Origin of the sequence: Polaromonas sp., assembly GCF_030680935.1 — a bacterium.
Lineage (GTDB): Bacteria > Pseudomonadota > Gammaproteobacteria > Burkholderiales > Burkholderiaceae_C > Polaromonas.
On the sequence record NZ_JAUXUP010000024.1, the window covers coordinates 48361 to 63727 of the forward strand.

Annotated in this window: 14 protein-coding genes; 3 read left to right on the plus strand and 11 right to left on the minus strand. The window is 62.4% G+C overall.

All coding sequences use genetic code 11. From position 1 onward, the window contains the following. Positions 1 to 112: 112 nt before the first annotated feature. The 6 genes from Q8L50_RS06550 to glyQ form a co-directional block, all read right to left on the minus strand. Complete coding sequence (locus tag Q8L50_RS06550) at positions 113 to 1126, minus strand: M48 family metallopeptidase (protein WP_305347855.1); 1014 nt, start codon at positions 1124 to 1126, stop codon at positions 113 to 115. Between the two features lie 42 nt (positions 1127 to 1168). Beyond that, positions 1169 to 1924 (minus strand): 1-acyl-sn-glycerol-3-phosphate acyltransferase, encoded by a 756-nt coding sequence (locus Q8L50_RS06555; RefSeq protein WP_305347856.1) that lies wholly within the window; start codon positions 1922 to 1924, stop codon positions 1169 to 1171. A 75-nt stretch (positions 1925 to 1999) separates the two neighbouring features. Then, positions 2000 to 2563: a D-glycero-beta-D-manno-heptose 1,7-bisphosphate 7-phosphatase gene (gmhB, locus tag Q8L50_RS06560; protein WP_305347857.1), complete on the minus strand. Its 564-nt coding sequence runs from the start codon at positions 2561 to 2563 to the stop codon at positions 2000 to 2002. Next, a complete protein-coding gene (locus Q8L50_RS06565) occupies positions 2560 to 3318 on the minus strand; it encodes an FkbM family methyltransferase (RefSeq protein WP_305347858.1) in 759 nt (252 codons plus the stop codon). The genes gmhB and Q8L50_RS06565 overlap by 4 nt, the downstream gene beginning before the upstream one ends. 10 nt (positions 3319 to 3328) lie before the next feature. Continuing rightward, positions 3329 to 5449 carry a glycine--tRNA ligase subunit beta gene (glyS, locus tag Q8L50_RS06570; RefSeq protein WP_305347859.1) on the minus strand — a complete coding sequence of 707 codons (2121 nt, stop codon included), beginning with the start codon at positions 5447 to 5449 and terminating at the stop codon, positions 3329 to 3331. A gap of 4 nt (positions 5450 to 5453) precedes the next feature. Further along, positions 5454 to 6374: a glycine--tRNA ligase subunit alpha gene (gene glyQ / locus Q8L50_RS06575; RefSeq protein ID WP_305347860.1), complete on the minus strand. Its 921-nt coding sequence runs from the start codon at positions 6372 to 6374 to the stop codon at positions 5454 to 5456. A gap of 64 nt (positions 6375 to 6438) precedes the next feature. Between glyQ and Q8L50_RS06580 the strand changes: the two genes are divergently transcribed. Both Q8L50_RS06580 and Q8L50_RS06585 read left to right on the plus strand, forming a co-directional pair. Beyond that, positions 6439 to 7365, plus strand: a complete 927-nt coding sequence (locus Q8L50_RS06580; protein WP_305347861.1) for a bile acid:sodium symporter family protein — start codon at positions 6439 to 6441, stop codon at positions 7363 to 7365. Next, positions 7346 to 9106 carry an amidohydrolase family protein gene (locus Q8L50_RS06585; RefSeq protein WP_305347862.1) on the plus strand — a complete coding sequence of 587 codons (1761 nt, stop codon included), beginning with the start codon at positions 7346 to 7348 and terminating at the stop codon, positions 9104 to 9106. Before Q8L50_RS06580 ends, Q8L50_RS06585 begins: the two co-directional genes overlap by 20 nt. Positions 9107 to 9186: 80 nt before the next feature. Here Q8L50_RS06585 and lnt read toward each other — a convergent pair whose 3' ends face one another. The 4 genes from lnt to Q8L50_RS06605 form a co-directional block, all read right to left on the minus strand. Continuing rightward, the gene (lnt, locus tag Q8L50_RS06590) at positions 9187 to 10797 is read right to left on the minus strand and encodes an apolipoprotein N-acyltransferase (protein WP_305347863.1); all 1611 of its coding nucleotides are present in this window, start codon (positions 10795 to 10797) and stop codon (positions 9187 to 9189) included. 21 nt (positions 10798 to 10818) lie between these two features. Beyond that, the gene (locus Q8L50_RS06595) at positions 10819 to 11670 is read right to left on the minus strand and encodes an HlyC/CorC family transporter (protein WP_305347864.1); all 852 of its coding nucleotides are present in this window, start codon (positions 11668 to 11670) and stop codon (positions 10819 to 10821) included. Positions 11671 to 11925: 255 nt separating this feature from the next. Further along, positions 11926 to 13254 (minus strand): sulfatase, encoded by a 1329-nt coding sequence (locus Q8L50_RS06600; protein ID WP_305347869.1) that lies wholly within the window; start codon positions 13252 to 13254, stop codon positions 11926 to 11928. 10 nt (positions 13255 to 13264) lie between these two features. Beyond that, positions 13265 to 14266, minus strand: a complete 1002-nt coding sequence (locus Q8L50_RS06605; protein WP_305347865.1) for a tripartite tricarboxylate transporter substrate-binding protein — start codon at positions 14264 to 14266, stop codon at positions 13265 to 13267. 80 nt (positions 14267 to 14346) lie between these two features. On the opposite strand from Q8L50_RS06605, the gene Q8L50_RS06610 reads away from it, so the two are divergent. Then, entirely contained in the window at positions 14347 to 14904 is a 558-nt protein-coding gene (locus tag Q8L50_RS06610) for a MarR family winged helix-turn-helix transcriptional regulator (RefSeq protein ID WP_305347866.1), read from the plus strand. Between the two features lie 75 nt (positions 14905 to 14979). On the opposite strand, the gene Q8L50_RS06615 is transcribed toward Q8L50_RS06610, so the two are convergent. Then, positions 14980 to 15367: GNAT family N-acetyltransferase (locus Q8L50_RS06615; protein WP_305347867.1), on the minus strand; the 388-nt coding region annotated here is incomplete at its 5' end.

The window sequence follows — 15367 nt, forward strand, 5'->3', positions numbered from 1 at the left end:
CTTTCATCACATTTGTCATATTACAGACGTTTACAAGTTTGTCCATCCCTGGCAGCCACATGTTTACCCGCTCCCTGCCTTTTATTGCACGAAATCTCACTAAACCCAGAAGCTACCAGCGCGGCACGGCCTCGTCTTTGAGCTGACTGCGAAGCTCGGCGTAGTTCGGCACGACAGTACGCACAGTGTCCCAGAAGCGCGGGCTGTGGTCCATCACCCGCAGGTGGCTCAATTCGTGCACCACCACATAATCTATGACCGACAGCCTGAAATGGATCAGCCTCCAGTTCAGGCGTATGGAGCCGTCAGCGCTGGCGCTGCCCCAGCGTGTACCGGCGCTGCTCAGGCTCAACTTGCGCCACTGTACGCCCAGTTGCGGGGCGAAATGGTTGAGGCGCTCGGTAAAGAGTCGTTTGGCCTGACGCATCAGCCAGGCCTGAACCGCATCGCGAATCTGTTCGGCGCCAGCCCCATGTGCCAGCGCAATTTGCAGAGTTTTTGCTGCGCTGGTCGACGAGCCGTCAGGCTCCATCGCGGCACCCGGCGGCGCGCCGGCTCTTAGCTCAGCACCCACGCCACCGAAGGCGTGTGTCGGGTCAATCACCAGGCTGACCTGCTCGCCCAGAAAGGGCAGGCAGGCACCTTCCTTCCATTCAATGCGGGCCGACTCAAGCCGCCGGTGACGGGCCCGGGTTTCATGCAATTTCTGGACTATCCAGCCCGCTTTTTCCTGCACCGCCTTGTCAATTTCATAGAGCGGCACCCACTTGGGCGCGCTGACCACCAGCCCGTCCACCCCCACCGAAAAACCAATGGTGCGGCGTTTACCCCGGCGGAAGTGGTAACCCACCACGCTGCCCAGCAGCAGGGCTTCGCGCGTGGCAGCGGGGTGGCGGTAGGTGGGCGGCGCCAGCAGCTGCGCCAGCGTCTGCGCGGGCAGGGAATCAGCAGCAAGGGGCGCATCGTCCGCTACTATTTTTATAGCTGGTGGCGCAGGTGGGACAAGGGACAGAGGCCGATTTACCTTTGATTCTCCGGGCTGACGCGGTTTGCCGGACTGGGCCAGGGTGGGTTGCTGTGGCTCCCTGTCAAACAGGTCAAGGGTGAACTGAAGAAGCCTTTGCATGATGCAGTTTAGCGCTGGGGGGACTAACCAGTAAACACAGCGTCAGAGTCGTGTCTCGGCTGTTTCCGGATAGGCCTCGGGATCCAGGCGGCGCATCTCGGCTTCTATCCAGGCTTCAACCTCGCGCATCAGTTCCTCCGGCTTGCGGCCAACGCTGCTGATGGGCTTGCCAATCGAGATGTCCACGATACCGGGCTTCTTGATGAAGGCCTTGCGCGGCCAGCACTTGGCCGATGTGACGGCAACCGGAATCACCGGAGCCCCGGTTTCGATCGCCAGCCGTGTTCCGCCGGTTTTATAGACGCCTTGCTGCCCGCGCTCAATCCGCGTGCCTTCAGGGAACATGATGACCCAGACGCCCTGACTCATCAGGCGACGGCCTTGCTCGACCACCTTGTTGAAGGCCTGGGCGCGCTGGCTGCGGTCTATATGGATCATGTCCATGCGAGCCATGGCCCAGCCAAAAAACGGCACGTACAGCAGCTCTTTTTTGAACACGTAGGCCAGGGGGTGCGGCATCAGCGTCGGCATGGAAAACGTCTCCCAGGTGCTCTGGTGTTTGAGCAGCAGCACGCAGCCACTGGTCTCCGCCGTCGGCAGGTTTTCCATGCCGGTCACACGATTCTTGATGCCCAGAATGACCGTACCGCCGCTGACGGCCACTCGCAGCCAGCCGGCACACATCCAGTAAATCTGGGTGCTGCTGCCGAACATCGAAAACACCAGGACAGCCAGCGCCCAGGGGATCACGGTCAGCGTCATCCAGAGCAGGTGCAGGATGGATCGAATCAATGGCATGGCAATATCTTCAGTGAGGTTTAAGGTATTTCAGGGCTGCAGCCCTTTATTTACTTGGGCAAACAGCTATTACTTTCATAGCGCTACAGATGTATTGCGGTTCAGGATGAATTCTGCAAAAGCGGCCAGATCGGTATGCAGGCGCGTGCCGGGCGGCAAACCTTCTGGCTGGCCACCGCCCTGGTAGGTCGCCGATTTTCCCGTCAGCACCAGGTGCGGCTCGCACCCGGCAGCAGCGCCGGCCAGCAGGTCACGCACCGAGTCACCGGCTGTGGGCACCGATTTGAGGGCCACACCAAAACGCGCGCCTATCTGTTCAAACAGGCCGGGCAAAGGTTTGCGGCAGTTGCAGCTTTCCTCGGGGCTGTGCGGGCAATAAAAAACAGCATCCACACGTCCGCCGACGGCGGCCAGCATCTTGTGCATTTTGGCGTGCATGGCGTTGAGCGAGGCCACATCAAACAGGCCACGGCCCAGGCCCGACTGGTTGGACGCAATCACCACATGCCAGCCCGCATGGTTGAAGCGCGCAATCGCCTCCAGCGCGCCAGGCAGGGGCACCCACTCTTCCGGTGTTTTGACAAAGTCGTCGCTGTCGCTGTTGATGGTGCCGTCGCGATCAAGAATGACGAGTTTCATGGCGCAGCCCCTGTTGACACTGTGGGTCGGAAGATGAAGTTGTTGTAGTAGTCCTTGGCGTCCCAGAAACGCTCACCGGTTTGCTTCTGATGTAACTCGTCGCGAAACTCGGCCGCAGGCAATTCACGCAGGCCCGGCATGGCCAGCGTCGCGCTGTAACCAAGAGACTCCACCAGTGCGATGAAATCGGGAACGGTTTTTCCGGCCGGCAGGTGGCGGCCTTCACACTCGATCACCAGCAACGGTTTGTCGCGCCGGATCAGCGCCAGCGCGCCCTGCAGCACCGACAGCTCATGGCCTTCCACATCAATCTTGATCACGCGAACCGGGGCATGCAGCTTGTCGGCCGCGTACGCGTCGAGTGTCGTGACCTGCACCGTTTCCTTGTGGCAGTCGGTTTTGTCGGCAATGCTGGCCTCCAGCGAAGCGCCTGGAGAATGGCTGTCACCGGGTACAAACAAGTCAAGTTCGCCCTGCTGATTGGACAAAGCGAGGTTTTCAACGGTCACATTGCGCAGGCCAGAACGCTGGCAAGCGCCTGTCAGGTAAGTCGCCAGCCGACTCTGCGGCTCAAACGCCACCACCGGCGATGCGCCGGCCCAGCGCGCCATCGAATACAGGTAGCTGCCCTTGTTGGCGCCCACGTCCAGCGCCACGCCGCCATGGCGCAGGGCCTCGCGGATAGCGCGCAGCTCAAACACCTGATCCCGGTAACGTGTTTTCCACGCGCGCCATGCCAGTTTCAGGTCCATCATGCTGAGCCGGTCAGGTCGCGAGGCGGGACAGATCGGCCACGCGGTTCATGGCCGCATGCAAGGTGGCCAGCAAGCCAAGCCGGTTCAGCCGCAAATCGGTTTGCTCTGCATTGACCATCACGCCTTCAAAAAAGGCGTCCACCGGATCACGCAGTGCAGCCAGGGTTTGCAGCGAGGCCGCGTAGTCGCCAGCGTCAAACTGGGCACTGGCCTGCGGTGCCACCTGTTTCATCGCAGCGTGCAAGGCTTTCTCGGCCGGCTCTTGTAACAACAGCTCGCTGACATGGGCGTCCACGCCGTCCGCTTTTTTCAGGATGTTGCTGATGCGTTTGTTGGCGGCGGCCAGGGCCGGGGCTTCGGGCAACGCGGCGAAGGTGCGCACGGCAGCCAGGCGTTTGGGAAGGGTGGACCACAGGCCGAGCTTTTGCGCGTAAATCGCGGCGTCGACTTCTGCCACCGAATAACCACCTTCGCGCAGATAGCCTTTCAGGCGCTCGATCAGGAACTCGTCCAGCTCTACCGCCTTGTCCTGCAGCAAACCGGCAGGAAAGGCGCCGAAAGCCAGACGCGTAATCTCGTGAAATTGCAGCGGCAGTTCACGCTCGATCAGCATGCGCACGACGCCGAGGGCGTGGCGACGCAATGCAAACGGGTCTTTGTCGCCGGTTGGCAAATTGCCGATGCCGAACATGCCGACCAGGGTTTCCAGCTTGTCAGCCAGCGCGACGATGACCCCAACTTGGTTGCGGGGCAACTCGTCGCCGGCAAAGCGGGGCTTGTAATGGTCTTCGATGGCGTCTGCGATATCAGAGGGCAAGCCGTCGTTCAGTGCGTAATACCTGCCCATGGTGCCCTGCAACTCGGGGAACTCGCCAACCATGTCCGTGACCAAATCTGTTTTTGCAAGCTCTGCAGCTTTTTGAGCGTGCATGGCCAGGCCTGAGTCGCCGTCGACAGCCAGCAGCATCCCGATGTCGGTGGCAATGCGGCTCACGCGAGCGATACGTTCACCCTGCGAGCCCAGCTTGTTGTGATAAACCACCTTGTCCAGCCCCACCACGCGCGAAGCCAGTGTTTTCTTGCGGTCCTGGTCAAAAAAGAACTTGGCATCGGCCAGGCGGGGGCGCACCACACGTTCATTGCCCTGAATCACGGCGCTCGCATCCGCCGGGCTGATGTTGCTGACCACCAGAAACTTGTTGCTGAGCTTGCCCGACGCTTCAAGCAAGGGGAAGTACTTCTGGTTGGCCTTCATCGTGAGGATCAGGCATTCCTGCGGCACACCCAAAAATTCCTTTTCGAATTCGCAGACCAGCACATTGGGCCGCTCGACCAGCGCAGTCACTTCGTCAAGCAGTGCGTCGTCGTCGATGGCCTTGACGCCACCGCCAACTTTAGCTGCAGCGGCAGCGAGTTGTTTTTCAATCTCGGCCCTGCGCTCGGCAAAACTTGCGATCACCGCGCCGTCTTTTGCCAGCGTCGCGGCATAACTGTCGGCATCTTTCAGGACGACAGGATCGACCGCTGCCTCGAAGCGGTGACCGCGCGTGCTGTTACCCGCCCTCAGCCCGAGGGCCTCGATGGCGACCACGTCACTGCCGTGCAACGCGACCAGCCCATGGGCGGGCCGCACAAACTTCACGTCGCTCCAGCCGTCGGCGAGCTGGTAAGTCATGACCTTGGGAATGGGTAGCTTGGCAATTGCTTCCAGCAGGGCTTTTTGCAGCCCCTCGGCCAGCGTGGCCCCGGTGACCGTGCTGTCATAGAACAGCGCTTCGGCTTTGCCGTCCATGATTTTTTTCAGCCCGGCCACAGCCGATGCATCGGCGCCCAGCGCCTGCAGTTTCTTGAGCAGGGCTGGCGTGGCGCTGCCCGCCGCATCGAGGCCCACCGCCACCGGCATGAGTTTTTGCGAGACCGCCTTGTCGGCGCCTTGCGCAGCAACAGCAGTGATATGCGCGGCGAGCCGGCGCGGCGAGGCGAAAGACGTGAGGGCCGAATCCGCAGCCGTCAGGCCCTGGGCCTTGAGTTGCTCAAACAGCACGCCCGCAAACGCCTCACCGAGTTTTTTGAGCGCCTTGGGCGGCAGCTCTTCCACAAACAGTTCGACCAGAAGGTTCTTCGTTGTCATGTTGTTATGCAGCCTTCTTCGTCATCTGTTCCACCCACTCGCGCGGCGCCATGGGGAAGCCGAGTCGTTCGCGGCTTTCGTAATAACTCTGCGCCACGGCGCGCGCCAGATTGCGGATGCGGCCTATGTAGGCGGCGCGCTCGGTCACGCTGATCGCACCGCGCGCGTCGAGCAGGTTGAAGCTGTGCGCGGCTTTCAGCACCTGTTCATAGGCCGGCAACGCAAGCTGCACGTCAATCAGGTGTTTGGCCTGCTTTTCATGCGCAGTGAAAGCGGTGAACAAAAAGTCGGCATCGCTGTGCTCGAAGTTGTAGGTCGATTGCTCGACCTCGTTTTGTTTGTACACGTCGCCGTAACTGAGCTTTGAGCCGTCCGCGCCTTCAGTCCAGGTCAGGTTGTAGACGTTGTCCACACCCTGCAAATACATGGCCAGACGCTCCAGGCCGTAGGTGATCTCGCCGGTGATGGGTTTGCAGTCGATGCCGCCCACCTGCTGGAAGTAGGTGAACTGCGTGACCTCCATGCCGTTGAGCCAGACTTCCCAGCCCAGGCCCCATGCGCCCAGCGTGGGGTTCTCCCAGTCGTCTTCAACAAACCGGATGTCGTTCTTTTTCAAGTCGAAGCCCAGTGCTTCCAGCGAACCGAGATACAACTCCAGGATGTTGGCGGGTGCCGGCTTGAGCACCACCTGGTACTGGTAGTAGTGCTGCAGGCGGTTTGGATTTTCGCCGTAACGCCCGTCTTTTGGCCGGCGGCTGGGCTGCACATAAGCGGCCTTCCAGGGCTCGGGGCCCAGTGCTCTTAAAAAGGTAGCGGTGTGTGAGGTACCGGCACCGACCTCCATGTCATAGGGCTGCAAAAGCGCGCAACCCTGTTTGTCCCAGTAGGACTGGAGCGTCAAGATGATTTGCTGAAAGGTCAACATAAATTGGGAGTGCGGCGGGGCAGGCCGCCAGGATGGCCGAAGCGGGCTGAACCCGCGAAAACCCTTGATTTTACGGAGCTTTCACCCGGTTACCCTCAGGCACAAGGAAAGTGTCATGACAACACAACAATTGATCCTGAGCCTGGTGCTGGCCACCATGGTCTTTTCAGTCGCGCTGGAGCTGCGGGTGGAGGACTTCACACGCGTCGCCAAAACGCCCCGGGCGGTCATATGCGGGTTGATTCCGCAGTTCATCCTGCTGCCGGTAGCCACCTGGCTGGCGACGCTGGCGCTGGACCTGCCGCCCAACATGGAGGCTGCGATGATTCTGGTGGCGGCCTGCCCTGGTGGCAGCCTGAGCAATGTGGTGACGCACCTGGGGCGCGGCAACACCGCGCTGTCGGTCAGTGTCTCCGCCGTGGCCAGCGTGATCGCACTGTTTGCCACACCATTCAACTTCAGCTGGATGATTGCCAGCAACCCGGCCACTGCGGCCTGGCTGCGTGAACTGGCGATTGACCCTTCAGCCATCTGGATCAGCCTGCTATTGCTGCTGGCCGTTCCCATGGGCCTGGGCCTGCTTTTTTCGCACCAGTTGCCTGGCATCACCGCGCGCATCCGCAAGCCGCTTGGGAATTTCGCCGTGGCCGCACTGCTGCTGTTCATCGTGGCGGGGCTGATCAAGGAGCGCCAGTTGCTCACGCTCGGCCTGCTGCCAACACTGCTGATCGTGGTGCTACACAACGCCAGCGGTCTCTTTTTTGGCTGGATCACCAGCGTGACCATGCGGGTCAGCGAGAAAGACCGCCGCGCGGTGATGATTGAAGGTGGCATGCAAAACTCCGGGCTGGCGCTGGGCATCATTGGTGTGCAGTTCAACAGCGACCTGGGCATGGTGACGCTGGCCAGCCTGTGGGGCATCTGGCACATCGTCAGCGGCCTGTCCCTGGCTTGGTGGTGGAGGAGAAAAGATGCTCGATCTGTTGCTTAAAGGCGGCACCGTCGTGGACGGTAGCGGGGGCGAGCCCTTTGTGGCCGACGTCGGTGTGCGTGATGGCCGCATTGTTGTTGTGGGCACCACCAACGAGGCCGCCCTTGAAACCGTGGACGCGCACGGCCTGTGGCTCACGCCCGGTTTTGTCGATATCCACACCCACTACGACGGCCAGGTGACCTGGGACGACAACTTCACGCCCAGCATTTACCACGGCGTGACCACACTCGTCATGGGCAATTGCGGCGTGGGGTTCGCGCCTGTGCGCTCTGGCCACCAGGACGACCTGATCAAACTGATGGAGGGGGTGGAAGATATTCCGGGGGCGGCATTGCATGAAGGCATACGCTGGGACTGGGAAAGTTTTCCGCAGTACATGGACGCGCTGGAAAAAACGCCGCGCAGCCTGGACTACCTGGTGCAGGTGCCGCACGACCCGCTGCGCATGTATGTGATGGGTGAGCGGGCCGTTGCCAAACAGATGGCCACCCCGGACGACATCGCCGCGATGCGCGCCCTGTTGCACGCGGCCCTGCAGGCTGGCGCCGCCGGCTTCAGCACTGGCCGCAGTGACAACCACCGCACCTCCGAAGGCAAAGAGACGCCCGCCGCCGAAGCCACTGCTGCCGAACTGGTCGGTCTGGCCGGCGCCTTTGACGGCATTGATCACGGCGTGCTGCAGGTCGTCAGCGACTTCAACCTGCTGCAGGGGCCGGAAGGTTTTGATGCTGAATTTGACCTGGTCGAACAACTGGCGCGCGCCAGTGGCAAGCCCTTGTCGATGACCTGGCTGCAGCGTGACCCGGGCGGTGCGCAGTACGAAGCGATTCGCGAGCGCGTCGATGCCGCGGTGGCCGCCGGCCTGCCGCTTTACTTGCAGGCCGCCGCACGCGGCATTGGCGTGATCAACGGTCTCGACGCGAGTTTTCACCCCTTCATGGGTTTCCCCGGCTACAAGGAAGTCGCCCACCTGCCGCTGGCCGAACGCGCGGCCGCGCTGCGCGAACCGGCGCGCAAGGCGCGTATCCTGGCCGAGAAGTCGGACCGCCTGGCCGGCGACGGCACGGCGATACCGCCGCTGGTGGACATTCTGCTGGCGCGTATCGACATGATCAGCGGCCGCATGTTCCCGCTGGACGCCACGCTCAATTACGAGCCGAACGTGATGCAAAGCTTTCTGGTGCTGGCCAAACAGCGCGGCATCACGCCGCTGGAGGCGCTGTACGACCACCTGGCCGGCGGCGACGGCAGCCATCTCATCTACTTCCCGATCTTCAACTACAACAGCGGCTCGCTGGATGCGGTACGCCAGATGCTGGACCATCCGCGTGTGTTGTCCAGCCTGAGCGACGCCGGCGCCCATGTGGGCACGGTGTGCGACGCGAGTTTCACCACCTTCATGCTGACACACTGGGTGCTGGGCCGCGCCCAAGGCAAACTGCCGCTGGCGCGCGCGGTCGAGATGATGACGCAACGCAATGCGCGTTACCTGGGCCTGACGGATCGCGGCACAATTGCCCCCGGCCAACGCGCCGACCTGAACCTGATAGACCCGCAGCGCCTGAGTGTGGGCACACCGGTGCTGGTGCGGGATCTGCCGGCCGGCGGCAAGCGCTTTTTGCAGAAGGCCCAAGGTTATGTGGGCACCTGGGTGGCCGGCGTGGCGGTGCAGCGTGAGGGCGAGATCACCGCCGGGCGGCCCGGTCGCCTGGTACGTATGGGGCAGGCCCTGCGCTGATACTTACAAGCAAAATAAGCCTTCAGCCCTTTCTGGATGAGCGCAAGCAGCTACGATTTTTATAGCGCCCCGGTTGCCGGTTAACGGCGGCGAAAGAGTGCAGCCAGCAACACCAGCGCCAGCCCCAAGCCCCACAGCGGCCACAGACCATACCGCGAGACCCACCAGGCGTAAGGCGTGATGCCGTTGCGGCCCTCGACCTCGCCGACCAGTGCGCCGCGCGTATGGCGCGGCAGTTCATGCGTGACCTGACCGCGGTGGTCAATGATCACCGTCGCGCCGGTGTTGGTCGCGCGGATCATGGGCCGCTCGAACTCCAGCGCACGCATGCGCGAGATGTTCAGGTGCTGGTCAATGGCCACCGTGTTGCCAAACCAGCCGATGTTGCTGACGTTGACCATCACAGTAGGCGCGGTGGCTGCATCCGCAAAGCTTGCGGCCAGCTCTTCGCCAAACAGATCTTCGTAGCAGATGTTGGGCGCCAGGCGCTGGCCCTGCCAGTCAAACGTGGCCTGCCCGGGTTTGCCGCGCTGGAAGTCGCCCAACGGAATGTTCATCATGTTGATGAACCAGCGAAAGCCAGTCGGCACAAACTCGCCAAAAGGCACCAGGTGGTGTTTGTCAAAGCGGTAGACCTCTGACTTGCCGGGCACCAGTCCCACCACCGAATTGGCATAACCTGCGCCGCTGCTGCCCATCGGAATACCAACCAATGCAGCCTGCTGGCCGCTTGCAAAACGGGTCTGCAGCGCTGCCCAGTAGCCCTCTGGCAGTTGCTGCGGCAACAACGGCAAGGAAGTCTCTGGCGCCACCACCAGTGCGGTTTTGGCGGCCTGCAATTGCTCTGCGTACCAGCGCAGCGCAGTGGGCAGGCCGCTGCCAGGCTGAAATTTTTCGTCCTGCGGGATATTGCCTTGCAGCAGGGTGACCTGCATCCGGCCCGCCGGAGTGGATGTGGAGCGTCCGGCAAAAACAGCCACTCCCACCAACAGCAGAACCAGCAACGGAAACACCAGCAACTGCCGCTTCGTGCGGCCCAGGCCGGCAAAGCTGGCTGCGATAAACGCCGCCAGGAAAGTCATGCCATGAACGCCGACCCAGCGGGCATAGTCGTCCAGCCAGCCGCTCAGATGGGCGTAACCGGCTTCACCCCAGGGAAAGCCGGTAAAAAATTCCACCCGGGCGAGCTCGGCCAGCAACCAGAGCGCCGCAAAAACGACAGCACGGCGCGTACGCCCCACAGGGGCCATGCCCACAAACAGCGCCGCAGCCACGGCATAGTAGGTCGCCAGAAAAACCGCCAGCCCGCCTACGGCGAGCACCGTCAGCGGCGCGGCCAGCCCACCATACACATGCAGCGAGATATAAAGCCACCACCAGGTGGCGCACAGGCCGGCGGTGGCAAACAACCAGCCCAGCAGCAAGCCCTGGCGCCAGCGTTTACAGCGGTCCAGCTGCCAGACGAGCGTGGCCAACGCCAGCAACTGCAGCCACCAGATCGTCTGCCCCTGCGCAAACCCAAAGGAAAAAGGCCAGGCCATGCTGAAGGCATGCGCGCAACCAGCTATTAAAACAATAGCAATATCCAGCAACGACAAGCGTGTGCGAAGTCGGGCGTGGCCCATGTGCTCCAGCAGCGCCGGCATGGTCGGCAGCGAAGCCATCATGCTGTTGATCGTCTGCTTGCCCATCTGCGCCTTCCTCCGAATGCCTCAGCTTGCGGCTACAGGCGACACCTTGAACCAGCGAACCGCGCCACCTTTGGTGTGCAGCACGGTGAACTGCAGCCCGGCCAGTGCGAACTGCTCGCCGCGTTTGGGCACATGACCCATCTCGTGGGCCACCAGACCGCCTATGGTTTCAAAGTCGGTCTCGGGCAAGCTCACACCGAAGGCCTCGTTGACACGTTCGATCGAGGTGTCGCCGCTGACGCGGTAGGTGTGGTCGGTCAGGCCGAAGATGTCGCCGTCGTCCTCGGCGATGTCGAATTCGTCCTCGATTTCACCGACGATCTGTTCGAGCACGTCTTCAATCGTGATCAGGCCGGCGACACGGCCAAACTCGTCAATGACGATGGCCAGGTGGTTGCGGTTGCCGCGGAACTCGCGCAGCAGGTCGTTGAGGCCCTTGCTTTCCGGCACAAACACCGCCGGACGCAGCAGCGCGCGGATGTTGAGCTCGGGCGCGCGCTGCAGCTTGAGCAAATCCTTGGCCATCAGGATGCCGATGATGTTTTCTTTCTCGTTTTCGTAAACGGGAAAGCGCGAGTGGGCGGTGTCTATCACCAGATGCAGCAGTTCGTCGAAGGGCGCGTCGATGTTGACGGCGTCCATGCGCGGCGCGGCCACCATCACATCACCAGCCGTCATGTCGGCCATGCGGATCACGCCCTCCAGCATCTCGCGGCTTTGGGCGCCAATGACCTCGTTGTCCTGCGCTTCGACCAGCGTTTCAATCAACTCGGCCTTGGAGTCGGGCCCCGGATGAAGCATCTCTGCAAGCTTTTGCAGGAAGCCGCGCTTGTCTTCGGGCTTGGGCGGTCTACTGGGGGGGTTGTCGGACACAGGCGGTGTACGTAGTTGCGAGCTGCCTAGGATAACGTATTCATGTGGCGCTGCAGAGCTGGCGTTTGAGGGTCTCCTTCGGCATGCTCAGGACGAACTGATTGAGATGCGGCCAACTGCGAATGCATTCCTGTTCCAGCAGGGGCCGCGGGTCCGGCTTTGCCGGCCCGCAGGCGCAGCGGCCCCTTTTTGTCGTGCAAGGGGCAGGGAGTTGCCGCAGGCTCGCAGTGAGCGACCGTGGGGGTCCACATCTGACTAGCGCTGCGGCATGTCCTTGGCCGAATAACCCAGGCTCACCGTGGCATCGGCGGGAATCGCCGGCATGCTGTCGTTCCAGCGGGTCCAGTCTTCGCGCATGGCGGCCAGGCGTTCGGGCTCGCGCCCGGCCAGGTTGGCACGCTCGCGCTCGTCTGCGGGGATGTTGAAGAGGTAGTCGTTGCCGTCCACCTGCAAATACTTCCAGTCGCCGTCGCGCAGCGCGCGCTGGCCCCGATGGTTCATGCGCCAATGCAGCGGCCGGTGAAAACGGTGGCCTGGCTGCCGCAGCACCGGCATAAGCGAGGCACCGTCCAGCGGATAGCCCGGGTCTGCCTGCACGCCGGCCGCGTCCAGCATGGTGGCGGACCAGTCCATGGTCATGCAGTGTTGTTCGCTGACCTGGCCCGCTTCAATCTGTGCCGGCCAGTGGGCAATCCAGGGCACACGAATGCCGCCTTCGGTCAGGTCCATCTTGCCGCCTACGAGCGGCCAGTTGTCGGAGAAGCGTTCGCCACCGTTGTCGCTGGTAAACACGACCAGCGTGTTGTCGGTCAGACCCTGCTGCTGCAGCGCCTGTATCACCCAGCCGATGCCTTCATCCATGTGGTGGATCATGCGCCGGTAGGTATGAATGTTGCCGCCGTGCAGATGAAACAGCTTGTCCTGTATTTCTGGCGCCAGCGCCGCGTCGTCGCGTGTCTCCCAGGGCCAATGCGGTGCCGTGTAATGCAGGCTGAGAAAAAAGGGCTGATCTTCTTTGGCGCCCGTCGCCATGCGATGCACGTAGTCGACCGCGCGTTGCGAAATCAGGTCCGTCAGGTAGCCCTCTTCCTGTTGCGTCTCCTCGCCGAACCAGAGGTCCTTGCGCCCGCTGGAGTCGCAGTGGCTGAAGTAGTCCACCCCGCCGGACATCGGGCCAAAGAACTCTTCATACCCAGAGCGCAAGGGCCCAAAATGCGGCGGATAGCCCAGGTGCCACTTGCCAACCAGGGCCGTGCGGTAACCACTCTCTTTCAGCAGCGAGGGCAAGGTGGGGTGATCCGGCGGCAGCCCCAAGGTGCTGCTGCCCCGGCTTTTGCTGTTGATCGGCTCTTCAGCTGCGCCGCGTAGCCGGTATTGATAACGTGCCGTCATCAGCGCAAAGCGGGTCGGTGAGCACACCGGTGAGTTGGCATAGCCTTGCGTGAACTTCAGGCCATTGGCGGCCAGACCATCCAGCACCGGTGACACCGGGGCGCGACCGCCATAACAGCCCAGGTCGGCATAACCCAGGTCATCGGCCACTATAAAAATGATGTTGGGACGTTTTGAAGCAGTCACACGCAGCGTCAATTCATCAGGCTTCAGGCTTGAAGCCCGAGCGGCGGATCACCGGGCTCCACTGATCATTGAAGGCTTTGAGCGCGGCAGCGGTTTGTGCCTGGTTCATGGCCACCGGCACCATTTTGGCGGCTTCAAATTTGGCACGTGTGTCGGGCTCCTGCATGATCTGGAGCACGGTTTTTGCCAGCAGCTCCACCATCGGTTTGGGCGTGGTGGATGGTGCAAACAACGTGTTCCATCCGGTGGCTACCAGCGGCAGGCCCTGTTCCCTGAAGGTGGGCACTGAGGGCGAAAAGGGCGAGCGTTTTGCACCGGACGTTGCCAGAATGCGCAGCTTGCCACCCTCGTGCTGCGGCAGCAGGGAGTCCAGGGTATCGAAGGCAATGGGGATCTGGCCGCCTATCAGGTCGTTGAGCAGCGGCGCCGACCCCCGGTAGCCCACCACCTCCACCCTGGTCTGCGCCATTTGGCTCACCATCAGGGCAAAAAAGTGCGGCAGGCTGCCAGTCGCGGGCACACCGGCGTTGGCCTTGTCGGGGTTGGCGCGTATCCATGCCAGCATGTGCGACACCTCTCGCACTGGCAGGGCCGCGCTGACCGCCACACCAAAATCGTAGTCCGTGACCGCCCCCACGGGCACAAAGTCAGTGAGCGGGTCGAATTTGAGGTCCTTGTAGATCAGCGGGGCCACGCTCATGACCGCGGGGTTGCCGATCATCAGCACGGTCTGGTCAGGCGGGGTGTTGACCAACTGCTGCGCGGCAAGACGTCCGCCGGCCCCCACACGGTTGTCAACAATCACCGGTCGTTTGAGCAACTGCTGCATTCGATCCCCCACCAGACGGGCGGCGCGGTCTGACGCGCCGCCGGGTGGATAACCCACCACGATGCGAATCGGCCCGGCCTGGGCACGGGCCAGTTGCGGCAGCGCTAGGCCGGCAGCCAGCGTGCAAGCGGCGGTTTGGAGCAGGACTTTGCGGCGATTGGGCGCAGGGGAAAGCAGCGGCTGTGGCATGATAAATCTCCGGTTGGAGCCGCGATTGTCCTGGCGCCACCCTTGATTGCAGAAATCAATCATCCCCGGGAGTAACCCTGATGCCCGCCCTGCCTCAAGCCGCCTCTGCCGCGGTCTCCAGCCTTGGTGCGCCCGAGGTTCTGGACGACCTGCTTTTGTACCGGCTGAGCCGCCTGCAGGCTACCGCCGGCGGCATGGTGGTGCGTTACTGCGAAGGCCAGTTCGGCATCACCCGGCGCGAATGGCGCATTCTGGCGCAGCTGGCTTCGCGCGGCCCCCTGGGCTCTTCAGAGCTGGCAGAACATGCCCACCTGGACCGCTCGCGCACCTCCAAAGCAGTGACCACACTGGCGGAAAAAAAACTGGTCAGCCGCAGCAGCCGCGCTGGTGACGCCCGTCAGATCCGGCTGGAGCTGACAGAGGCGGGAAGAGATCTGCATGCGCGGCTGTTTCCGCTGGTCAGGCGCATCAACCACGATGTACTGAGCGTGCTGACGCCGCAAGAGGTCACCCTGCTGGCCGACCTGCTGACGCGCCTGCAGCAAAGCGCCGACACCCTGGCTGCAGAAGGAGGCCTGCCGCTGGCCGACAGGCGCCATGGCAGCAGCGCACGGCGCTACAAGCCAGCTGCGGATTGATTTTTCGGCGTGCCCCTGGGGGCATCCTTCGACAGGCTCAGGACGAACGGATATCAGCGACCGTGGGGGCCACCTTTACATGCGGTCGCGGCTGTCGCGCACGCCGCGCCGCACTTCCTGGACCATCGCCAGGATGCTCCAGAACTGCCGGGCCTGGACCTTGAGGCGGTAGTCGGTCTGGGCGATCTGTTCCTCGACCATTTCGGTCATGCGCGAATCCAGGTCGGCCGGTGGCAGCTTGAGGTAGGCCTCGCTCTCGGAACCATCGCGCTCGATCACCGCGCCGGCCTTGCGGGCGATGTTGAGCATGGCGGTGTTTTCGCTGAGCGCGTGGATGAACATCATGCTCACGCCCTCATTGCGCGCATGGATCACCGCGCGATCAAACAGTCGCGCACCATAGCCGCGGCCACGCGCGTGCGGCAACACCGACACGCCAAACTCGGCGCAGCTGGTCAGCTTG

Coding starts and splice junctions, on each gene's coding strand:
- Q8L50_RS06605 (WP_305347865.1), bottom strand. CDS start 14,266: ATGCCACAGCCGCTGCTTTCCCCTGCGCCCAATCGCCGCAAAGTCCTG.
- lnt (WP_305347863.1), bottom strand. CDS start 10,797: ATGGGCAAGCAGACGATCAACAGCATGATGGCTTCGCTGCCGACCATG.
- glyS (WP_305347859.1), bottom strand. CDS start 5,449: ATGACAACGAAGAACCTTCTGGTCGAACTGTTTGTGGAAGAGCTGCCG.
- Q8L50_RS06565 (WP_305347858.1), bottom strand. CDS start 3,318: ATGATGGACCTGAAACTGGCATGGCGCGCGTGGAAAACACGTTACCGG.
- Q8L50_RS06585 (WP_305347862.1), top strand. CDS start 7,346: ATGCTCGATCTGTTGCTTAAAGGCGGCACCGTCGTGGACGGTAGCGGG.
- glyQ (WP_305347860.1), bottom strand. CDS start 6,374: ATGTTGACCTTTCAGCAAATCATCTTGACGCTCCAGTCCTACTGGGAC.
- Q8L50_RS06555 (WP_305347856.1), bottom strand. CDS start 1,924: ATGCCATTGATTCGATCCATCCTGCACCTGCTCTGGATGACGCTGACC.
- gmhB (WP_305347857.1), bottom strand. CDS start 2,563: ATGAAACTCGTCATTCTTGATCGCGACGGCACCATCAACAGCGACAGC.
- Q8L50_RS06610 (WP_305347866.1), top strand. CDS start 14,347: ATGCCCGCCCTGCCTCAAGCCGCCTCTGCCGCGGTCTCCAGCCTTGGT.
- Q8L50_RS06550 (WP_305347855.1), bottom strand. CDS start 1,126: ATGCAAAGGCTTCTTCAGTTCACCCTTGACCTGTTTGACAGGGAGCCA.